Annotated in this window: 15 protein-coding genes; 5 read left to right on the top strand and 10 right to left on the bottom strand. The window is 70.0% G+C overall.

From position 1 onward, the window contains the following. Positions 1-7: 7 nt before the first annotated feature. The 10 genes from SZN_RS15395 to SZN_RS15350 form a co-directional block, all read right to left on the bottom strand. Positions 8-1,027: an ABC transporter permease gene (locus SZN_RS15395; RefSeq protein ID WP_007495973.1), complete on the bottom strand. Its 1,020-nt coding sequence runs from the start codon at positions 1,025-1,027 to the stop codon at positions 8-10. Beyond that, positions 1,020-1,943 carry an ABC transporter permease gene (locus SZN_RS15390; RefSeq protein ID WP_007495972.1) on the bottom strand — a complete coding sequence of 308 codons (924 nt, stop codon included), beginning with the start codon at positions 1,941-1,943 and terminating at the stop codon, positions 1,020-1,022. Before SZN_RS15390 ends, SZN_RS15395 begins: the two co-directional genes overlap by 8 nt. Positions 1,944-1,950: 7 nt before the next feature. Further along, the gene (locus SZN_RS15385) at positions 1,951-3,576 is read right to left on the bottom strand and encodes a peptide ABC transporter substrate-binding protein (protein WP_043730832.1); all 1,626 of its coding nucleotides are present in this window, start codon (positions 3,574-3,576) and stop codon (positions 1,951-1,953) included. A 502-nt stretch (positions 3,577-4,078) separates the two neighbouring features. Further along, positions 4,079-5,227, bottom strand: a complete 1,149-nt coding sequence (locus SZN_RS15380; protein WP_007495970.1) for an ABC transporter ATP-binding protein — start codon at positions 5,225-5,227, stop codon at positions 4,079-4,081. Next, positions 5,220-6,272: an ABC transporter ATP-binding protein gene (locus SZN_RS15375; protein WP_007495969.1), complete on the bottom strand. Its 1,053-nt coding sequence runs from the start codon at positions 6,270-6,272 to the stop codon at positions 5,220-5,222. Before SZN_RS15375 ends, SZN_RS15380 begins: the two co-directional genes overlap by 8 nt. 11 nt (positions 6,273-6,283) lie before the next feature. Next, the gene (locus SZN_RS15370) at positions 6,284-7,225 is read right to left on the bottom strand and encodes an ABC transporter permease (protein WP_007495968.1); all 942 of its coding nucleotides are present in this window, start codon (positions 7,223-7,225) and stop codon (positions 6,284-6,286) included. After that, complete coding sequence (locus SZN_RS15365) at positions 7,218-8,150, bottom strand: ABC transporter permease (RefSeq protein ID WP_007495967.1); 933 nt, start codon at positions 8,148-8,150, stop codon at positions 7,218-7,220. The genes SZN_RS15370 and SZN_RS15365 overlap by 8 nt, the downstream gene beginning before the upstream one ends. 155 nt (positions 8,151-8,305) lie before the next feature. Next, positions 8,306-9,937: a peptide ABC transporter substrate-binding protein gene (locus SZN_RS15360; protein WP_007495966.1), complete on the bottom strand. Its 1,632-nt coding sequence runs from the start codon at positions 9,935-9,937 to the stop codon at positions 8,306-8,308. Between the two features lie 619 nt (positions 9,938-10,556). After that, on the bottom strand, positions 10,557-12,464 hold the full coding sequence (gene typA, locus SZN_RS15355) for a translational GTPase TypA (protein ID WP_007495964.1): 1,908 nt from the start codon (positions 12,462-12,464) through the stop codon (positions 10,557-10,559). Between the two features lie 236 nt (positions 12,465-12,700). Beyond that, positions 12,701-14,914: an ABC transporter family substrate-binding protein gene (locus SZN_RS15350; RefSeq protein ID WP_007495962.1), complete on the bottom strand. Its 2,214-nt coding sequence runs from the start codon at positions 14,912-14,914 to the stop codon at positions 12,701-12,703. 410 nt (positions 14,915-15,324) lie between these two features. Here SZN_RS15350 and SZN_RS15345 point away from each other — a divergent pair, with 410 nt between their 5' ends. The 5 genes from SZN_RS15345 to SZN_RS15325 all read left to right on the top strand — a co-directional run. After that, a complete protein-coding gene (locus tag SZN_RS15345) occupies positions 15,325-15,615 on the top strand; it encodes a hypothetical protein (protein WP_007495960.1) in 291 nt (96 codons plus the stop codon). Positions 15,616-15,648: 33 nt separating this feature from the next. After that, positions 15,649-16,470, top strand: coding sequence for a hypothetical protein (locus SZN_RS15340; protein WP_007495958.1), 822 nt, complete (start codon positions 15,649-15,651; stop codon positions 16,468-16,470). Between the two features lie 21 nt (positions 16,471-16,491). Beyond that, positions 16,492-18,435, top strand: a complete 1,944-nt coding sequence (locus SZN_RS15335; RefSeq protein ID WP_007495956.1) for a fumarate reductase/succinate dehydrogenase flavoprotein subunit — start codon at positions 16,492-16,494, stop codon at positions 18,433-18,435. Then, positions 18,432-19,199: a succinate dehydrogenase/fumarate reductase iron-sulfur subunit gene (locus SZN_RS15330; protein WP_007495954.1), complete on the top strand. Its 768-nt coding sequence runs from the start codon at positions 18,432-18,434 to the stop codon at positions 19,197-19,199. The genes SZN_RS15335 and SZN_RS15330 overlap by 4 nt, the downstream gene beginning before the upstream one ends. Before the next feature lie 86 nt (positions 19,200-19,285). Continuing rightward, the coding region (locus tag SZN_RS15325; protein WP_043730852.1) for a hypothetical protein at positions 19,286-20,524 on the top strand (1,239 nt) is incomplete at its 3' end.

The raw sequence follows: 20,524 nt of genomic DNA, 5'->3' as shown, positions 1-20,524 counted from the left end.
CGCCGCCTCACCTCAGCTTCGGGTCGAGGGCGTCGCGCACCGCGTCGCCCAGCATGATGAAGGCCAGGACCGTGACCGCCAGCGCGCCGGAGGGCCACAGCAGGGCGTGCGGGGCGTTGCGGACGTAGGGCGAGGCGGCGGAGATGTCGATGCCCCAGGACACGCTCGGGGGCTTCAGGCCGACGCCCAGATAGGACAGGGTCGCCTCCAGGGCGATGTAGGTGCCGAGCGCGATCGTCGAGACCACGATCACCGGGGCCACCGCGTTGGGCGCGATGTGCCGCAGCAGCACCCGGGGGGAGGAGGCGCCCAGGGCCCGCGCGGCCTGCACGTAGTCGTGCTGCTGTGCGGTGATCACCGCGCCCCGGGCGATACGGGAGATCTGCGGCCAGCCGAGCAGCACGATGAAGCCGATGACGGGCCATACGGAGGTGCTGGTCACGACCGACAGCAGGACCAGCCCGCCGAGGACGACGGGGATGGCGAAGAAGATGTCGGTGACCCGGGAGAGCACCGCGTCCCAGGGGCCGCCGAAGAACCCCGCGAGGGCGCCGAGCACCGAGCCGAGGACGGCGACCCCGAGGGTGGCGAGGACGCCGACGGCGACCGAGGTGCGGGCGCCGTAGACGGTGCGCGTGTAGACGTCGCAGCCCTGGCCGTCGTAGCCGAAGGGGTGGCCGGGGCCGGAGCCCTGCTGGGCCTTGGCCAGGTCGCAGGCGAGGGGGTTGCCCGGCGCGATGGCGGAGGGCCACAGGGAGATCAGGACGAGGAAGAGGATGATCAGCGACGACACCACGAAGACGGGGTTGCGGCGCAGGTCGCGCCAGGCGTCCGACCACAGGCTGCGCGGCCGGCCGCCGGCGGGGTCCGGCGCGTCGGGGCCGGGCGGCGGCGCGGGTGAGCCGTCCGCGCCGGGGTCGCGGGGGTGCCGCTCCAGCGTGCCCGCCTCGCTCGCGGTCAGGTCCATCGCCCCGCCCGGCCCGGCGCCGGCGATGGCCCCCTCGGGCGGGAACGGCTGCTCAGGCATAGCGGATCCTCGGGTCGAGTACGGCGTACAGGAGGTCGACGACCAGGTTGCACAGCAGGAAGACCAGGACCAGGACCGTCACGAAGCCGACGACGGTCTGGGTGTTCTGGCGCAGGATCCCCTGGTAGAGCTGGAAGCCGACGCCGTGGATGTTGAAGATCCGCTCGGTGACGATCGCACCGCCCATCAGGAAGCCGATGTCGGCGCCGATGAAGGTGACCACCGGGATCAGCGAGTTGCGCAGCAGATGCCGGGTGACGACCCGGCGGCGCGGCAGGCCCTTGGCGACGGCGGTGCGCACGTAGTCGGAGCGCCGGTTCTCCGCGATTGAGGTGCGCGTCAGCCGGGTGACGTAGGCGAGGGAGACCGAGGCGAGGACGAGACCGGGCAGCAGCAGTTCGCCGAAGGGCGCCGCGGAGGAGACGGACGGTCTGATCCAGCCCCACTCGACGCCGAGCAGCAGTTGGAGCAGCAGGCCGGTGACGAAGGTGGGGACGGAGATCACGACGAGGGTGAGCAGCAGGACGCCGGTGTCGACGGGGCGGCCGCGGCGCAGTCCGGTGACGACGCCGAGGGTGACGCCGACGACGACCTCGATGAGGACCGCCACGATCGTCAGCCGGAGCGTGACGGGGAAGGCCGTGGCCATCAGCTCGGTGACCTTCTGGCCGTTGAACGCCGTGCCGAAGTCCCCGGTGAAGACGTTCCCCATGTAGGTCAGGTACTGCTGCCACACGGGCCGGTCGAGGCCGAACTCCGCCCTGAGCCGGGCCGCCGTCGCCGGGTCGCACTGCCGGTCGCCGCACAGTCCCGCGACGGGGTCGCCCATCACGTTGACCATCAGGAAGATCAGCAGCGTGGCCCCGGCGAAGACCGGGACCATCTGCACCAGGCGCCGCAGGACGTAGCGGCCCATGGCGCGCTCAGCCGACCTTGATCTGGTCGTAGACCGGGACGCTGAAGGGGTTGAGGGTCACGTTCGACAGCCGCTGCGACCAGCCCGCGCTGCCGTTCTGGTACCAGAGCGGGATGGCCGCCATCTGGTCCCGGACGACCTCCTCGGCCTGCTGGAACATCCGCACGGACCTGGCGGGGTCGGTCTCGGCGTTGGCCCGGTCCACCAGCCGGTCGAACTCGGGGCTTGACCACTTGCCGTCGTTGGAGGAGGCGTTGGTGTAGTAGAGCGGCTGGAGGAAGTTCTGCGTCAGCGGGTAGTCCATCTGCCAGCCCGCCCGGAAGGGGCCGGAGAGCTTCTGGGTGGTGGACTTGCTGCGGAAGTCGGCGAAGGTGCCGATGGGGTTGCCGACGCAGGCCCGGTCGTTGCCCAGGGCGTTGTTGATGGAGTTGCAGACGGCGTCCACCCACAGCTTGTGGGAGCCGGTGTCCGCGTTGTACGTGATCTTCACCTGCCCGCCGGGCAGGCCCCCGCCCTCCTTGATCAGCTTCTTCGCGGCCGCCGCGTCGTACTCGCACCACGCGCCGCACAGCCCGGCCTTGTAGCCGCCCTCCGCGCCGAGGACGGGCGAGGTCCAGTCGGTGGCCGGGGTGCGGGTCTTCTGGAAGATGGTCTCGGTGATCTGCCGGCGGTCGATCGCCCGGGACAGGCCCTGGCGCACCTTGACCGAGCCGGCCTTGTTCCAGTTCTTGTCGTAGTAGGGGAAGGCCAGGGTCTGGATGATGCCGGCCGGGGTGTTGAGGTAGCGGTCGCCGAGGTCGCCGCGGACGTTCTTCAGCTGCTGGGCCGGGACGTCGTCGACGAGGTCGAGGTTGCCGGCCATCAGGTCGGTGTAGGCCGTGTTGTTGTCCGTGTAGACCTTGAGCGTGACGCCGTCGTTGCGGGCGGCGTCCGGGCCCGGGTAGTCCCCCCACTTCGTCAGCCGCATCTCGGAGCCCTTGGTGTACGACTCCACCGTGTACGGGCCGTTGCCCACCGGCTTGGCCAGCCAGCCGGCGCGGTCGTCGTAGAAGGCCCGGGGCAGCGGCACGAACGCGTTGTAGCCGAGGGTGTCGGGGAAGCCCGAGAACTTCTGGCTGAGCGTGACGGTGAACGTCCTGTCGTCGACCGTCCTCAGCCCGGACATCGTCTCGGCGCTCTGCTCGCCGCGGGCGGGGTGGACCTTGTCGTAGCCCTCGATGTAGCTGAAGAAGTAGGCGTTCTTCTGGTTGTTCCTCAGGCTCGCGCCGTAGTTCCAGGCGTCCACGAAGGACTTGGCGGTGACCTTCTCGCCGTCGCTGAAGGTCCAGCCGTCCTTCAGGGTGACGGTGTAGCGCCGCGAGTCGGAGGTCTCGATCCGCTCGGCCAGCATGTTCTTCGCCTCGCCGGTCCTCGGGTCGTACTGCTTCAGCCCCCGGAAGATCATGGAGAGCACCTTGCCGCCCTGCACCTCGTTGGTGTTGGCGGGCTCCAGGGGGTTCTGGGGGTCGGTCCACGAGGAGCTGAGCACGGCGCCGGAGGCACCGGCGCTGTCGCTCCCGCCTCCGCAGCCGGTCGCCGCGAGCGCGACGGCCGTCACACAGGCGGCCCATCGGGTGGCTGTGGCTCCACGCATGGTGCCTCCTCCTGAGGGCGCCGCCCTTGTGCGTCGCGCCTTACCCGCAAATATCGGCAACCGCTGCGGGCCGGGCATGTCCACGGCACCCATCCGGGGCGGCGTTACCCCTATCGGCGGCATCCGCCGACCGCGCGGGGCCGGTGCCGCGCGACCTGCGTCCGGCGAGGGCGGAAGGCGCGGTGCGCGCGACCGGGGTGCGCCGCTGTGGACGGACGGCCGGGCGCCCTGCCGCCAGGGCCCGGTCGGCAGGGCTTCAGCGGTGTGGACCACTGCCTGCCTCACTCGCATGACTTCAGTTTTTCCGCGGGTCACACGGGGTTTCACGGGCCGCCGTCACGCGTGGCCGGGATCTCGCGGTGCTGGACGCGAGCGCACCCGCCCGGACGGCGTGCCCCTGGGCCGGGAGCCGAGGGCTGAACCCGGCGGTCCGGACCGGCCGTGAAAACACCTGTTCCCGGCACCTCGGTGGAGGTGCCGGGAACCGGGGCGCACGAGGTCGTCAGGCCGCGTTGACGACGTCCTTCTCCTCGGCGAAGTGACAGGCGGACTCGTGGGCCGCGGGGGTGTCCACGCCGCTGAAGCGCTCGGGGACGGCCAGCAGGGGCACCTCCTCGGCGCACTTGTCCTCTGCCTTCCAGCAGCGGGTGCGGAAGCGGCAGCCCGACGGCGGGTTGGCCGGTGAGGGCACGTCGCCGGTGAGGATGATGCGGTCGCGGTGCTCGCGGGCATCCGGGTCGGGGACCGGGACGGCCGACAGCAGCGCCTGGGTGTACGGGTGGGTCGGGTGGTCGTAGATCTGCTCGTCGGTGCCGATCTCCGCCATCTTGCCCAGGTACATGACCCCGACGCGGTCGGAGATGTGCCGGACGATCGACAGGTCGTGCGCGATGAAGATGTAGGACAGGTTGAACTCGTCCTGCAGCCGCTCCATCAGGTTGATGACCTGCGCCTGCACCGACACGTCCAGCGCCGAGACGGGCTCGTCGCAGACGATGATCTCGGGGTTCAGGGCCAGTCCTCTGGCGATGCCGATGCGCTGGCGCTGACCGCCGGAGAACTGGTGCGGGTAGCGGTTGATGTACTCGGGGTTGAGACCGACCACGTCCAGCAGATCCTGGACCTTGCGGCGCCGGTCGCCCTTCGGTGCCACCTCGGGGTGGATGTCGAAGGGCTCCCCGATGATGTCGCCCACGGTCATACGCGGGTTGAGCGAGGTGTACGGGTCCTGGAACACCATCTGGATGTTGCGCCGCACGGCCTTCATGGCCCGCCCGGACAGCCGGGTGATGTCCTGGCCCTTGTAGAAGATCTCGCCTGCGGTCGCCCGCTCCAGGTTCATCAGCAGCTTGGCCACGGTCGACTTGCCGCAGCCGGACTCGCCCACGATCCCCAGCGTCTCGCCCTGGTACAGGTCGAAGGAGACACCGTCGACGGCCTTGACCGCGCCGACCTGCTTCTTGAACAGGATGCCCTGGGTGAGCGGGAAGTGCTTGACCAGGTTGCGCACCTGAAGGATCGGCTCGCCCCGCTCGACCGGCGCCTCGATGGCGGCGACCGCCTCCGACTCGGAGTGGGCGTCCACGACCTCGACCTCGGAGACGTTCGGCGTGGACTCCTGCGACTCGTCGCTCTTGCTGAGCTCAGCCATGGATCGTCTCCTTCCAGAAGTGGCAGGCCGAGCCGCGGCCGTCCAGTTCGGTGCCGTCCTGCTCGGCGACCGGCTGCAGCGCCGGGACCTCGGTGCGGCAGATGTCCTGCGCCTGCGGGCAGCGCGGGTTGAACGCGCAACCGGTCGGGATGCGCAGCAGGTTGGGCGGCAGACCCTTGATCGCGTAGAGCTCCTGGCCCTTCTGGTCCAGGCGCGGGATCGAGTCCAGCAGGCCCTTGGTGTACGGGTGCGCGGGACGGTGGTAGAGACCGTGCACCGGAGCGCGCTCCACGATACGGCCCGCGTACATCACGGCGATCTTGTCCGCGACGTCGGCGACGACGCCGAGGTCGTGGGTGATGAGGATCAGGCCCATGTTGTACTCGCGCTGGAGATCGGCGAGCAGGTCCATGACCTGGGCCTGGACGGTGACGTCGAGGGCCGTGGTGGGCTCGTCGGCGATGATCAGGTCAGGCTCCAGGGCCAGCGCCATCGCGATCATGATGCGCTGGCGCATACCGCCCGAGAACTGGTGGGGGTAGTCGTTCACGCGGGCGGCCGCGGCCGGGATCTTCACCCGGTCCATCAGCTCGATCGCCTTGATCTTGGCGTCCTTCTTGGACATGCCCTGGTGGACCCGGAACATCTCGCCCAGCTGGTAGCCGACGGTCAGGACCGGGTTCAGCGAGGACAGCGCGTCCTGGAAGATCATGGCGATGCGCTGGCCGCGGATCTTGCGGCGCTCCTCGCCGGACATCTTCAGCATGTCCTGGCCCCGGAAGAGGATCTCGCCCCGCGGGATCCTCGCCGGCGGCATGTCCAGGATGCCCATGACGGCCTGCGCGGTGACGGACTTGCCGGAGCCCGACTCGCCAAGCACGGCGAGGGTCTCACCCGCGTTGACGCTGTAGTTGACGCCGTTGACTGCCTTGGCGACACCCTCTCGGGTATGGAACTCGACGTGCAGGTCGCGCACTTCGAGCAGCGGCACCCCGTCGCCGCCGGCGGGCGACTCCACGGGAACGACTTCTTCGATGGTGGTCACGTACGCCTCCCTCAGCGCATCTTCGGGTCGAGGGCGTTGCGGACGGCCTCACCGAGCATGATGAACGCCAGCACCGTGATGCTGAGCATGATCGACGGATAAAGCATGATCCACTGGGCCACACGGATCTGGTTGCCGCCGTCGGAGATGTCGTTGCCCCACGAGACGCCGGTCAGGCCCAGTCCCAGGAAGGACAGGGTGGCCTCGGCGGCGATGTAGACGCCGAGCGAGATGGTGGCGACGACGATCACCGGGGCGAGGGTGTTCGGCAGGATGTGCCGGAACATCACCCGCGGCGTACTCGCTCCCAGCGCCTTGGCGGCCTGGACGTAGTCCGACTGCTTGGTCGTGATGACCGCGCCGCGCATCACGCGGGCGATCTGGGTCCAGCCGAAGAAGCCGAGAGCACCGATGACGACCCAGGTCGTGCGGTCCTGGAAGGAGTTGAGCACGACCATGGTGCCGAGCAGGAACGGGATGCCGAAGAACACGTCGGTCAGCCGCGAAAGGACCGCGTCGACGACGCCGCCGAAGTATCCGGCGATCATGCCGACCACACCGCCGAGCAGCGTCACGGACAAAGTCGTGCCGAAGCCGACGGCTATGGAGGCCCGGGTGCCGTAGATGACGCGCGCGTACACGCTGCGGCCCTGCTGGTCGTAGCCGAGCCAGTCGGGCGAGCCGATGTTGCCCAGCCTGGGCTTCTGCAGATAGTTCTTGGCCAGGTCGCCGAGGATCGGATCCGTGCCGGTGAACATGCCCGGGAAGAAGGTGATCAGCAGCAGGATGAAGATCAGCGCGCTGGAGATCAGGAAGATCCAACTGCGGCGCAGATCGGCCCAGGCGTCGCCCCAGAGACTGCGCGCCTTCTCCGGCTTGGCCGGTTGGGGGGCGATCTCCGCGGCCACGGCCGCGTCCTGCGCCACCACGGCCGTCTTGGTGAAGTCAGGCATAGCGAATCCTCGGGTCCAGAACCGCGTACAGCAGGTCGACGAGCAGGCTGGCGAGGAGGTAGACGATGACCAGGATGGTCACGAGGCCGACGACGGTCGTTCCCTCGCGGCGCACGATGGACTCGTAGATGGTGCCTCCGACGCCCTTGATGTTGAACAGGCCCTCGGTGACGACGGCACCGCCCATCAGCGCGCCGATGTCGATTCCCAGGTAGGTGACCACCGGGATCAGGGAGTTGCGCATCAGGTGCACCCCCACCACGCGTCGCCTGGGCAGGCCCTTCGCGATCGCGGTACGGATGTAGTCGGCGCGCAGGTTCTCGGCGATGGAGGTACGCGTCAGCCGCGTCACATAGGCCAACGACGCCGCGGCCAGCACAAGGGCCGGCATCAGCAACTCGTTGATGTTCGAGGGATCGTTGACGTTCGGCGGCAGCCAGTTCAGCTGGAAGGCGAAGACCACCTTGAGGATGTAGCCGAGCACGAACACCGGGACCGAGATGAACAGCAGCGCGACCACGAGGATCACGTTGTCCGTCAGCCGGCCGGCGCGCATGCCCGCCACGATGCCGAGCGAGATGCCGAGGACGACCTCGATGGCGAACGCCAGGGAGGCGAGGCGCAGGGTCACGGGGAAAGCGTCGCCCAGCACGTCGGTGACCGGACGGCCACTGGCGATCTGCGTGCCGAAGTCGGCATGCAGGAGCATGCCCTTCATGTATTCGTAGTACTGCACCAGGATCGGCTGGTCCAGGCCGTACTCGCGTCTCAGGCTCGCGATCACCTGCGGGCTGCCGGCCTTGTCCCCGAACAGCCCTCGCACGGGGTCGCCGGGCAGGGCGTAGACCATGAGAAAGATGAGCAAGGTGGTTCCGAAGAACACCGGGATCATCTGGAGCAGTCGTCGTGCGACGTAGCGCCCCATCGTGCCTCCATGTCAATTCCAGCAACGGCAGCCGACGGGCCCCTTCCATACGCTCCCCGGAAGGGATGCATAGGGAAAGGGCCCCCCAGCCGCTGCCGTCCCCCCGAGGGCGGCGCCGTTCGGCGCCGCCCTCGGGCTCGCGGACTTCTCTGCTCTTACTTCTTCTTGACCTGAACCCCGGTCAGAACCGGGTCGCCGTCCTGGGCGTACGCGACGCCGGTGACGTTCTCGGAGTAGCCCGCGTTGACCTTGTAGTACCAGAGCGGGATGCTCGGCATGTAGTTCGGGAGCTTCTTCTCCAGATCCTGGTAGAGCTTCATCGACTCGTCCTGCGACTTGGCGGCGTCGGCCTGCGCGATCAGGTTGTCGACCTCCTTGTTGGAGAAGCCGCTCTGGTTGCCGGACGACTTGGTGCCGAAGAGGTCACGCAGGAAGTTGGCGTTGAAGGGGTAGTCCAGCACCCAGCCCGAGCGGTACATGGACTTGACCTCCTGCGCGTCACGCGCGTTGAGGTCGGCCTGGAAGTCCGCCTTGGAGTCACCGGTGCACTTCACGCCGGTGGCCTTGGTGATGGAGTTGCAGACGGCCGCGACCCACTCCTTGTGCCCGCCGTCGGCGTTGTACTGGATGGAGATGGCGTTCTTGGGAACACCGCCGCCTTCCTTGATGAGCTGCTTCGCCTTGGTGGGGTTGTACGTGAAGATGTCGGAGCCCAGGCTGTCCTGGTAGCCGAGAACACCCTTCGCGACCCAGCCGGTGGCGGGCTCACGCGTGCCCTGGAGCACCGTCTTGGTGATGGTCTGGCGGTCGATCGCCATCGACAGGCCCTGCAGGACCTTGGGGTCGATGTCCTTCCACTGCTTGGTGTAGAAGGCCGGGGCGATCGTCTGGACGGCGGAGTACGCCATGTCGACGCCGCGGTCGCCGAGGTCCGTCTTGTAGACCGGCAGGTCCTTCGGCGCGATCTGGCGCAGGACGTCGACGTTGCCCGACTTCAGGTCCTCGTAGGCCGTCTCCAGGTTGGTGTAGTTCTTGAAGATCACACCACCGTTCTTGGCCTTGTTCGGACCCTGGTAGTCGTCGTAGCGGGCGACCTCGATCTGCTTCTTGTTGTCCCAGCTGACGAACTTGTAGGGACCGTTGCCGATCGGCTTCTTGCCGGCGGCGGCCGGGTCCTTGTAGAAGGACTCCGGCAGCGGCGAGAAGACCTCGTAGCCCAGCTTGTAGACGAAGTACGGGATCGCGGTCGTGAGCTCGATGGTGAAGGTGGAGTCGTCGACGACCTTCAGGCCGGACATCTCCGTCGCCTTCGGCTTGCCGGACTCGGGGGCCACGTCGGAGTAGCCCTTGATGTCGGCGAACCAGAAGCTGTTGGTCTGCTTGTTCGCCGGAGTGGCGGCCCAGTTCCACGCCTTGACGTACGACTCGGCGGTGACCGGCGTCCCGTCGTGGAACTTCCAGCCCTTCTTGAGCTTGACCGTGAAGGTCTTGTTGTCCGTGGTGTCCACCGAGTCGGCGTTCACCATGACGATCTTGCCGCTCTTGTCGTAGTCGACGAGCGTGGAGAACAGCGCACGCGTGACGATGCTGCCGTTGGACTCCATGGTGTTCGCCGGCTGCAGCGGGTTCTGCGGCTCGCCGACCTCGATCGAGAACTTGCCGTTCGGGTCGATCGCGGCAGACTTGTCACCACTGCCGCTGTCACCACTGCCACCACCACAGGCGGTCGCGCCCAGCGCCACAACCGCGGCTATCGCGACCCACTTGGCGCTCTTGGCACCGCGCATGGGTTCCTCCTCATGAGTCCATTGGTACACCGCAAGAGGGGGCACAAGACACAAGCCCGCCACCGTGTTCGGTGGCGGAAACCGCCAAGTGCGACCCCGCGCTCGCAAGCCAGCACCCCGTCGATGCATGACCCGTTCGTCCGAGCTCTACGCGCCTAACTATCTGCCATGCGACCAGACCGAACCACATCCCTAAGGTCTCGGTTCGATCACACCTGGCGCGTACTTCTTCCAAAATCCGGACAAAGGGTTTGGCGAAAGATCCCTCCGAAACGGACTTGTTACACATCTATCGGGAATGAGTGTCCGTATTCCGGACGCATGTGTGTGAAATCCGATTGCGGCGACCCCTGTCGCCGTGCAAGGCGAGATCCAGCCCGCTTCCCCCGCGCGACTGCGCCGTTCGCCACCGTGGCTCCATGCCGCCGGGCGGACAGCCGCGTACCGCAGCGTAGTGGGCATCGCGTGAAGGCTGCCCGTCACACCTGTAAATAGAGGGTTATCCCTACCCCGTGACAACACCCGGCCCGCTGTCCGACGGCCGCCCCGAACGCAGCGACCTCGGGCACCCCGCCCGAAGGGGGTGCCCGAGGTCGCTGTGCCTGGAGGAGAGCCGGCGTCAGCCGTGCTTCGCGCGGCTCGCGGCGCGGGCGCGCTCGCGGGCGTCCAGGTTCACCTTGCGGATGCGCACCGCCTCCGGCGTCACCTCGACGCACTCGTCGTCGCGGCAGAACTCCAGGGACTGCTCCAGCGACAGCTTGCGCGGCGGGACGATCGACTCGGCCACGTCGGCCGTGGACGACCGCATGTTGGTGAGCTTCTTCTCCTTGGTGATGTTGACGTCCATGTCGTCGGAGCGGGAGTTCTCGCCGACGATCATGCCCTCGTACACCTCGGTGCCGGGCTCGGTGAAGAGCACGCCGCGCTCCTGGAGGTTCGTCATCGCGAAAGCGGTGACGGCGCCGGCGCGGTCCGCGACCAGGGAGCCGTTGTTACGGGTCTGCAGCGCGCCGAACCAGGGCTCGTGGCCCTCGTGGATGGAGTGGCCGATGCCGGTGCCGCGGGTCTGCGTGAGGAACTCGGTCCGGAAGCCGATGAGGCCGCGGGAGGGCACGACGAACTCCATGCGCACCCAGCCGGAGCCGTGGTTGGACATGTTGTCCATGCGGCCCTTGCGCACGCCCATCAGCTGGGTCACGGCGCCCATGTGCTCCTCGGGCACATCGATCGTCATGCGCTCGACGGGCTCGTAGACCTTGCCCTCGACGTCCTTGGTGACCACCTGCGGCTTGCCGATGGTCAGCTCGAAGCCCTCGCGGCGCATCTGCTCGACCAGGATGGCCAGCGCCAGCTCACCGCGGCCCTGGACCTCCCAGGCGTCGGGGCGCTCGGTGTCGAGCACGCGCAGGGAGACGTTGCCGATCAGCTCGCGGTCGAGGCGGTCCTTGACCTGGCGGGCGGTGACCTTGCGGTCCTTGACGGCCGACTTGGCCTCGGCGCCCTTGCCGGTGCCGCCGCGGCCGACCAGCGGGGAGGTGTTGGTGCCGATGACCATGGAGATCGCGGGCTCGTCGACCGTGATCAGCGGGAGCGGTACCGGGTTCTCCGGGTCGGCCAGCGTCTCGCCGATCATGATCTCGGTGATGCCGGCGACGGCGCAGATGTCACCCGGGCCTGCCACCTCGGCGGGCTTGCGGGTGAGCGCCTCCGTCATCATCAGCTCGCTGATGCGGACGTTGGCCACCGAGCCGTCGCGCTTCATCCAGGCGACGGTCTGCCCCTTCTTCAGCTCGCCCTGGTGCACGCGCAGCAGGGCGATACGGCCGAGGAAGTTGTCGGCGTCGAGGTTGGTGACATGGGCCTGGAGCGGGGCGTTCGCGTCGAACGTCGGGGCCGGGATGTGCTCCAGGATCGTGGAGAAGAACGGCTCCAGGCTGGTGGAGTCGGCGGGCACGGTCCCGTCGTCCGGCTTGGTCAGCGAGGCGATGCCGTCACGGCCGCAGGCGTAGACGATCGGGAACTCGATCTGCTCCTCGTCGGCGTCCAGGTCGAGGAAGAGGTCGTAGGTCTCGTTGACGACCTCGTCGATACGGGCGTCGGGCCGGTCCGTCTTGTTGATGCAGAGGATGATCGGCAGCCGGGCCTGGAGGGCCTTGCGCAGCACGAAGCGGGTCTGCGGCAGCGGCCCCTCCGAGGCGTCGACCAGCAGCACGACACCGTCGACCATCGACAGGCCGCGCTCGACCTCGCCGCCGAAGTCGGCGTGGCCGGGGGTGTCGATGATGTTGATCGTGATCGGGTCCCCGCCGTCCTTGGGGTGGTACTTCACCGCCGTGTTCTTGGCGAGGATCGTGATGCCCTTCTCACGCTCCAGGTCGTTCGAGTCCATCATGCGGTCGTCGACGGAGTCGAGCTGGTGCGCGGCGAAGGCACCGGCCTGCTTCAGCATGCCGTCGACGATGGTGGTCTTGCCGTGGTCGACGTGGGCGACGATGGCGACGTTGCGGATGTCGTGACGCGTGGACAACGCAGTCATATTGCGGCGTACTCCCGGAGTGTGTGGACGGCCCTGGTGTGTACGTCGGTGACGCGGGCCCTGCCGGGCGGTACAAGCCACGGCCTCACCCCATGGTACGGGGCGGCGGCGGCCGGGGCCTCGCGGGCTGCTGCCACGCAGGTCAGGGATGTGATCGGGGCAAAAGGAGGCGCCGGACGGGCCGTGTGCCCCGTCCGGCGCCCGTGATCGGCCAAGGGCCGGACGTCCTACCCGGCCGACGCCGTGGCCGCGGGCTTGAAGTCCTTCTTCAGGAAGCCCATGTCCTCGTAGACCGGGGTGCCGAAGCCGAAGGCGCCCGCGTTGGCGACCGAGGTCCGCGCCGCGGTGAGCTCGGGACGCTGGTACAGCGGGATCGAACCGACCGACGCCCAGATGCGGGAGTCCGCCTTGCGGATCAGGGAACGCGACTCGGACTCGTCGAGCGTGCCGGCGGCCTGGTCGAAGAGCTGGTCGACCTGGTCGGTGCCGATCCGGGTGTAGTTCTGCTCGACGTTCAGGGAGCCGTCGGCCGCCGGGACGGGCTTGGCGTAGACGGGCCGGGCGTCGGTGGCCGGGTAGGGGGAGCTGGGCCAGGAGTAGAGGGCGAGGTCGTACTGGCCGGAGGCGATGTGGTCCTTGAAGTAGCTCTCGTCCGGGACCTTGGTGACCTCGGTGCGGATGCCGACCCGGCGCAGCATCAGCCCGATCCGGTCCGCGACCGTGCGCAGGGTCTGCGAGCCCTCGCCCGCCGGCACCACGAACCGCAGCGTCAGGGCCTTGCCGTCCTTGGCGAGCGGGCGGGCCGCCGCGCCGGCCGGTGCGGCCGTGCCCTGCGGGGCGTAGGCGCCGGGTGCGCCGCCCTGCGGGAGCTGGTTGCCGCCGTACTGCCTGCCGTCCTGGGCGAGCTGCTCGCGCTTGCCGTCGTCGCCGGACTTGCCGTCCTCGCCGACGATATAGGTGTCGCTGCCGGAGCCGGAGTCCTTCGCGTCGGAGTCCTTGTCCTTGCCCTTGCCCTTGCTCTCGTCCTCGCTCTTCTTGTCCTTGTCTTTGCCCTTGTCCTTGTCCTTCGCGCTCTTCTCGTCCTTGTCGGCCTCGCCGCCCGCCGCCTTCTCGCCCTTCTCGCCCTTCTTCTTCTCCTTGACGGGCCCGCCCGGCACCCAGCCCGCGTCCGCGAGGAGGGCCTGCGCCTCGGCGGTGTCGGGGCCGCCGATCGCCCCGCTGTTGTCGGCGTAGGCGGCCTGGCCGGACAGGGCGAGGTGGCTGCCGACCGGCTCGGCGGGCAGGCCGAGCGGGGACAGCACCAGCTTCGCGAGCTCCTCGCGGTCGAGCGCGCGGGCCACGGCCCGCCGCACCCGCTCGTCGTTGAGCGGTCCGTCGTCGCCCCCGTTGAGAGCGAGCTGGGTGAAGGACGGCTCCAGCGACTTGCGCATCTCGACGCCGCGGAACCTCTTGCGGTCCCGCTGCTGCGCGGGCGTCAGCGGCGCGGGCCGGTCCGGCCCCATCAGCTGCGTCGCGCCGGCGCTCGCGCCGGCCGTCGGGGGCTTCGGGCGGGGGGCCGCGACGGCGATGCGGCGGGCCGCCGCGGGGTCGACATCGGCGAGGTCCAGCTCGCCGGCGGCCAGTTCGGCGGCCCGCCGGTCGCGCGGCACCGCCCGCAGCACGATCTCCTCCAGCCTGGCCGGCCGCCCCCACCAGCGGGGGTTGCGGGTCAGCCGGACCTGGTCCGCCTTGCGGTCGACCTTCTTCACGGCGAACGGTCCGGCGCTGACCTTGAGCTTGCGCCGGGCGCCGTCGTTGAAGGAGTCCGGGGTGCCCATGACCTCCTTCGGGTACAGCGGCGAGAACAGCGAGCGCCAGTCGGCGTAGGTCCGCGCGAAGGTGACCCGGACCTCCAGGTCGTTCGCACCCCGCTCGATCTTCTCGATGCGGTCGTAACCGGCGTTGCGGGCGGTCCAGTAGGCGCTGTCCTTGCCGGACAGGGCCCGCCACTGGGCGGCGAAGTCGGCGGCGCCGATCTCCCGGCCGTCGCTCCAGACGGCCTGCTGGTTGAGCTTGTAGAGCACGACCTGCCTGGGCTCGGTGGCGACGGTCTTGGCGGACTCCAGGTAGTCCGCGTTGCGCGCGGGGCGCCCGTTCGCGTCGAGCCGGAACATCGAGGGCAGCGTGGCCTGCGCGATGCGGGTGGTGGTCGCGTCGGCGTCCGACTGGAAGGTGTTCAGCGTCTCCGGCACCGCGTCGACGGCCCAGCGCAGGGTGCCGCCGTCGGCGAGGTCGGCGCGGGCGGCCGGGGCGATGTCCTGGCCGGCGAGCGGTTTGCCGGCCGGGTCGGGGTCGCTGCACCCCGCGAGCGCGGGCAGCGCGAGCGCCCCAGCGGTCAGAAAGGCGACCGAGCGCATGACCGCGCTGCGGCCCGGCCTGGTTGCGACGCCGTCGTGGGACATCTCTGTACCTCCGGGGAGCGGCTCCCGCCGATGACGATGTGTGCGTTCTGATCACTTTTGGCGGTATTTGGATTTGATCAGATCTATGGCACCCCACTGAAGAGGAAAGGATTCGCCCGGCCGGGGCGACACGGCGGCACGGGCACGGGAGCCCACCCGTACGGAGCAGCTCGGGCCCGGGGACGGCTCCGGCCCGGCCCGGTCCGCCCCTGGTTCGCCCCCGGCCCGCCCCGGCGCGCACCGAGCGCTCGCGGGCGTGCGCCGCGGTGCGCGCCGCGGCGCACGCCGCGGGTGTGCAATCCGCCAATCGCTGCACATGACTTCACAGCGACAGGTGTGACGCGCAACACTCGCAGGCGCATGAACGTTGCCACCCCGGGCCGCAGGGCCCACGGAAGTGAGGTCACGTCATGTCCGTGCACGACGACCTGACAGCGATTCAGCGCTGCCTCGACGAGCTGGCCCGGTCCGTGGGCCGGCTGGAGAAGCAGCTGGGCACCGGCGGGATCGAGATGCGCCGCGTCCGCACCGACGTCAACCATCTGCGCGAGAGCGTCGCGCTGCTGCGGGACGCCTCGGCGGGCCCGGCCCCGCAGCGCAAGCCGGAGCTGGTCACCATCCCCGACACGCCGTACGACGACTCACTGTGGGTCGACACGGACGACGAGGGTCTCGGCGCCCGGGACCGCCGCGCCCCCTGATCCGCACCCACCCGACCCGACCGGAGTCATGCATTGGCCACTGGTACGGAACCCCATCCGAGCAGCGGCGGCGTACGCACCGGTACGCGCGCCGCGATCGCCGCCCCGCACCTGCGGACCGACCGCTGGTGGCTGGCCCCGGCCGCCACCGCGGCCGGTCTGTTCGCGTTCATCGTGTACTCGACCTGGCGGGCCTTCGCCAACGCGGACTACTACGCGGCGCCGTACGTCTCCCCGTTCTACTCGCCCTGCCTGGCCGAGAACTGCGCGCCGATGCGCGGCGGTCCCAACTGGGACCTCCTCGGCGGCTGGTGGGGCGTCTCCCCCGCGATCATCATCCTGATCTTCCCGCTCGGCTTCCGCCTGACCTGCTACTACTACCGCAAGGCGTACTACCGCGGCTTCTGGATGTCGCCGCCGGCCTGCGCGGTGGCGGAGCCGCACGAGAAGTACTCCGGCGAGACGCGCTTCCCGCTGATCCTGCAGAACGTCCACCGGTACTTCTTCTACGCCGCGCTCCTGGTCGCCGGCATCCTGACGTACGACACGGTGCTCGCGTTCCGCGACGAGAACTACGCGTGGGGCCACATGGGCCTCGGCACCCTCGTCTTCCTCCTCAACATCGTGCTGATCTGGGCGTACACCCTGTCCTGCCACTCCTGCCGGCACATCGTCGGCGGCAAGCTCAAGCACTTCTCCAAGCACCCCGTGCGCTACCGCGTGTGGCAGTGGATCGGGAAGCTCAACGCCCGCCACATGCAGCTGGCATGGGCGTCGCTGCTGAGCGTCGCGCTCGCCGACTTCTACGTCTATCTCGTCGCGTCCGGGGTCTTCGACGATCCGCGCTTCTTCTAATCGTGAGTGGGGACTGAACAGATGTCCGTGGTCGAACGGCAGGAGTGGGACGTCGTCGTGGTCGGCGCCGGGGGCGCGGGCCTGCGGGCGGCGATCGAGGCGCGCGAGCGGGGCGCCCGTACGGCCGTGATCTGCAAGTCGCTGTTCGGCAAGGCGCACACGGTGATGGCCGAGGGCGGCATCGCGGCGGCCATGGCCAACGCCAACGAGCACGACAACTGGCAGGTCCACTTCCGCGACACCATGCGCGGCGGCAAGTTCCTCAACCAGTGGCGGATGGCCGAACTGCACGCGCGGGAGGCCCCGGAGCGGGTGTGGGAGCTGGAGACCTGGGGTGCGCTCTTCGACCGTACGAAGGACGGGCGCATCTCCCAGCGCAACTTCGGCGGCCACGAGTACCCGCGCCTCGCGCACGTCGGCGACCGCACCGGCCTTGAGCTGATCCGCACGCTCCAGCAGAAGATCGTGGCGCTCCAGCAGGAGGACGAGAGGGAGACCGGCGACTACGAGTCCCGGCTGAAGGTCTTCCAGGAGTGCACGGTCACCCGGATCCTCAAGGACGGCAGCCGGGTCTCCGGGGTCTTCGCCTACGAACGCGAGACGGGCCGCTTCTTCGTCCTGGAGGCGCCGTCCGTGGTGATCGCGACGGGCGGCATCGGCAAGTCCTTCAAGGTGACGTCGAACTCCTGGGAGTACACGGGCGACGGCCACGCGCTGGCGCTGCTCGCCGGTGCGCCGCTGCTGAACATGGAGTTCGTGCAGTTCCATCCGACGGGCATGGTCTGGCCGCCGTCGGTGAAGGGCATCCTCGTCACCGAGTCGGTGCGCGGCGACGGAGGGGTGCTGCGCAACTCCGAGGGCAAGCGGTTCATGTTCGACTACATCCCCGACGTCTTCAAGGAGAAGTACGCCGAGTCCGAGGCGGAGGGCGACCGCTGGTACGAGGACCCGGACCACAACCGGCGCCCTCCCGAACTGCTCCCCCGCGACGAGGTGGCGCGGGCCATCAACGCCGAGGTGAAGGCGGGCCGGGGCTCCCCGCACGGCGGGGTCTTCCTCGACGTGTCGACCCGGATGCCGGCGGACGTGATCCGGCGCCGGCTGCCCTCCATGTACCACCAGTTCAAGGAGCTGGCGGACGTGGACATCACCGCCGAGGCGATGGAGGTCGGGCCGACCTGCCACTACGTCATGGGCGGGATCGCCGTCGACTCGGACACCGCGGCGGCGCGCGGGGTGCCGGGGCTGTTCGCGGCCGGCGAGGCGGCCGGCGGCATGCACGGCTCGAACCGGCTGGGCGGCAACTCCCTGTCCGACCTGCTGGTGTTCGGCCGCCGGGCCGGCCGGCACGCCGCCGAGCACGCGGCGGCGTCGGCCGGCGGGCACCCCGCGGTCAGCGACGTGGAGATCGACACGGCGGCAGCGGAGGCCCTGCGGCCCTTCTCGGCCGAGGGTCCGGCCGCCAGTGCCGGCGAGGGGCGCCCGCCGGAGAACCCGTACACCCTGCACCAGGAGCTCCAGCAGGCCATGAACGACCTGGTGGGCATCATCCGGCGCGAGGCGGAGATGGAGCAGGCCCTCGAGAAACTGGCCGACCTGCGGGTACGGGCCCGGCGGGCCGGAGTGGAGGGGCACCGCCAGTTCAACCCCGGCTGGCACCTGGCGCTGGACCTGCGCAACATGCTGCTGGTCAGCGAGTGCGTGGCCCGCGCGGCGCTGGAGCGCACCGAGTCCCGCGGCGGCCACACCCGCGAGGACCATCCGACGATGGACCGCGCCTGGCGTGCCGTCAACCTGCTGTGCCGGGCGCCCGACCCGACGGGGGGCCTCGCGGCGACCGACCCCGAGCGCGGCCAGATCACGCTCGACCGCGAGGCCACCGATCCCATCCGCCAGGACCTGCTCGCCCTCTTCGACAAGGAAGAGCTGGTCAAGTACCTCGCCGAGGAGGAGCTCCACCCGTGAGCAGCTACGAGGCCCGCTTCAGGGTATGGCGCGGCGACGTCGGGGGCGGCGGCCTGGAGGACTTCGCGGTCGAGGTGAACGACGGCGAGGTGGTCCTCGACATCATCCACCGCATCCAGGCCACCCAGGCACCCGACCTGGCCGTCCGCTGGAACTGCAAGGCGGGCAAGTGCGGTTCGTGCTCCGCCGAGATCAACGGGCGGCCGCGGCTGCTGTGCATGACGCGGATGTCGGTGTTCACCCGCGAGGAGACGGTCACCGTCACCCCGCTCCGCGCCTTCCCGGTGGTGCGGGACCTGGTCACCGACGTCGGCTTCAACTACGACAAGGCCCGACAGGTCCCGGCCTTCGTACCGCCCAAGGGCCTCGCCCCGGGCGAGTACCGCATGATGCAGGAGGACGTGGACCGCTCGCAGGAGTTCCGCAAGTGCATCGAGTGCTTCCTGTGCCAGGACACCTGCCACGTGGTGCGCGACCACGAGGAGAACAAGCCGGCGTTCGCGGGACCGCGCTTCCTGATGCGGGTCGCGGAGCTGGACATGCATCCGCTGGACGCGGCGGACGAGAGCGGCCTGGACCGCAAGCGGACCGCCCAGGACGAGCACGGTCTCGGCTACTGCAACATCACCAAGTGCTGCACGGAGGTCTGCCCCGAGGGCATCAAGATCACCGACAACGCGCTGATCCCCCTGAAGGAACGGGCCGTGGACCGCAAGTACGACCCGCTGGTGTGGCTGGGGTCGAAGATCAGGAGGCGCTCCTGACGATCCGCCGGGTGCGCCGCGGCCGGGTGCGCCACCCCTGACACCCCCGGTCGCGCGGGCGCCTTTGCCCCTTTACGCTCCGGAATGTGACGTCCTCCTTGATCCGCGGCCGGCCGCGGCGTGCGCGCGCGCAGATATCGGCGCGGGTGGCGCACGCCCTGGTGGGCGGGCTGATCGGGGTGGCCTGGCTGGTGCTGCCGGGGATGACCGCGGGCGGTGCGGTGGCGGGCGGTGCGGTGGCGGGCGGCGGCGCCGAGCGTGCGGCGGCCGGTGCGCCGCGCCGGGTGGAGAACGAGCGGACCTCGCCGGTCGACCTCGTCCTGCCGGTGGCCGCCGTGGCCGCGGCGGGCATGCTCGCGGGCTACGGCTTCTGGCGGCGCGGACGACGCGCCACGGGGCGGACGACACCCGGTGGGGCGGCGGTGCAGGCCGCGGAGCCGACCGCTGGGGAACTCGACGAGCGGGCCCGCGCCGCGCTGGTCGGCGCCGACGACTGGGTACGCGTCAGCGGCGAGGAACTCGGCTTCGCCGCGGCGGCCGCCTCCGGCGGGACCGAGGACGTCGCACGGGCGCTGCGGGAGGCGCGGGCCGAGCTGGCGGTCGCGTTCCGGATGCGCCGCCAGTACGAGGAGGGCGTCCCCGGGGAGGCCGCGGCCCGCCGGCACGCGCTGGCGGGCGTCGTCGGGCGGTGCGAGGAGACGGGGCGGCTGCTGGACACCAGGGCCGCCGCCTTCGACCAGCTGCGCGGGCTGGAGGAGGGTCCGGGCGGGGGGCTCGGGGCGGCGCTCGCGGTCGCCGAGAGCCGGTTCCGGGAACTGACGGGCCGTACGGGCGCCGCCGAGGCGCGTCTTCGCGAGCTGGCCGGGTGCTACGCGCCCGCCGCGCTCCTGGGCGTCACGGGCCATGCCGAGCAGGCCAAGGACCGGCTGGTGTTCGCGACGACCCGGCTGAACCTCGCCCGGCAGAGCGCGGACCGGGACGACGTGGAGGCGGCGGCGGGCCGGCTCAGGGCGGCCGAGGGCGGTGTCGCGCAGGCCGGCGTCCTCGTCGGCGGCGTGGAGCGGCTGGCCGGTGAGCTGACCGCGGCGGCGGCGCTGGTCGGGGCCGCGCTGACCGGCGGCGAGGCGGAGATCGCGGCGGCCCGCAGGCCGGGCGAGGGCGCGGCGGACCCGTACGCGGACCTCGCCCCGGGTGAGCTGCGGGCCCGCGCGGACCACGCCGACGCCGTGCTGGCGGGCGTGCGCGCGGAGATCGTGTCGGGGCGGCGGCAGGACCCGCCGGCCCTGCTGCGGCGGATCGTGGGGGCCGTCGCCCCGATCGCCGCG

The sequence above is a fragment of the Streptomyces zinciresistens K42 genome (assembly GCF_000225525.1).
Taxonomy (GTDB): domain Bacteria; phylum Actinomycetota; class Actinomycetes; order Streptomycetales; family Streptomycetaceae; genus Streptomyces; species Streptomyces zinciresistens.
This window is presented reverse-complemented; position numbering and strand designations above follow the sequence as displayed.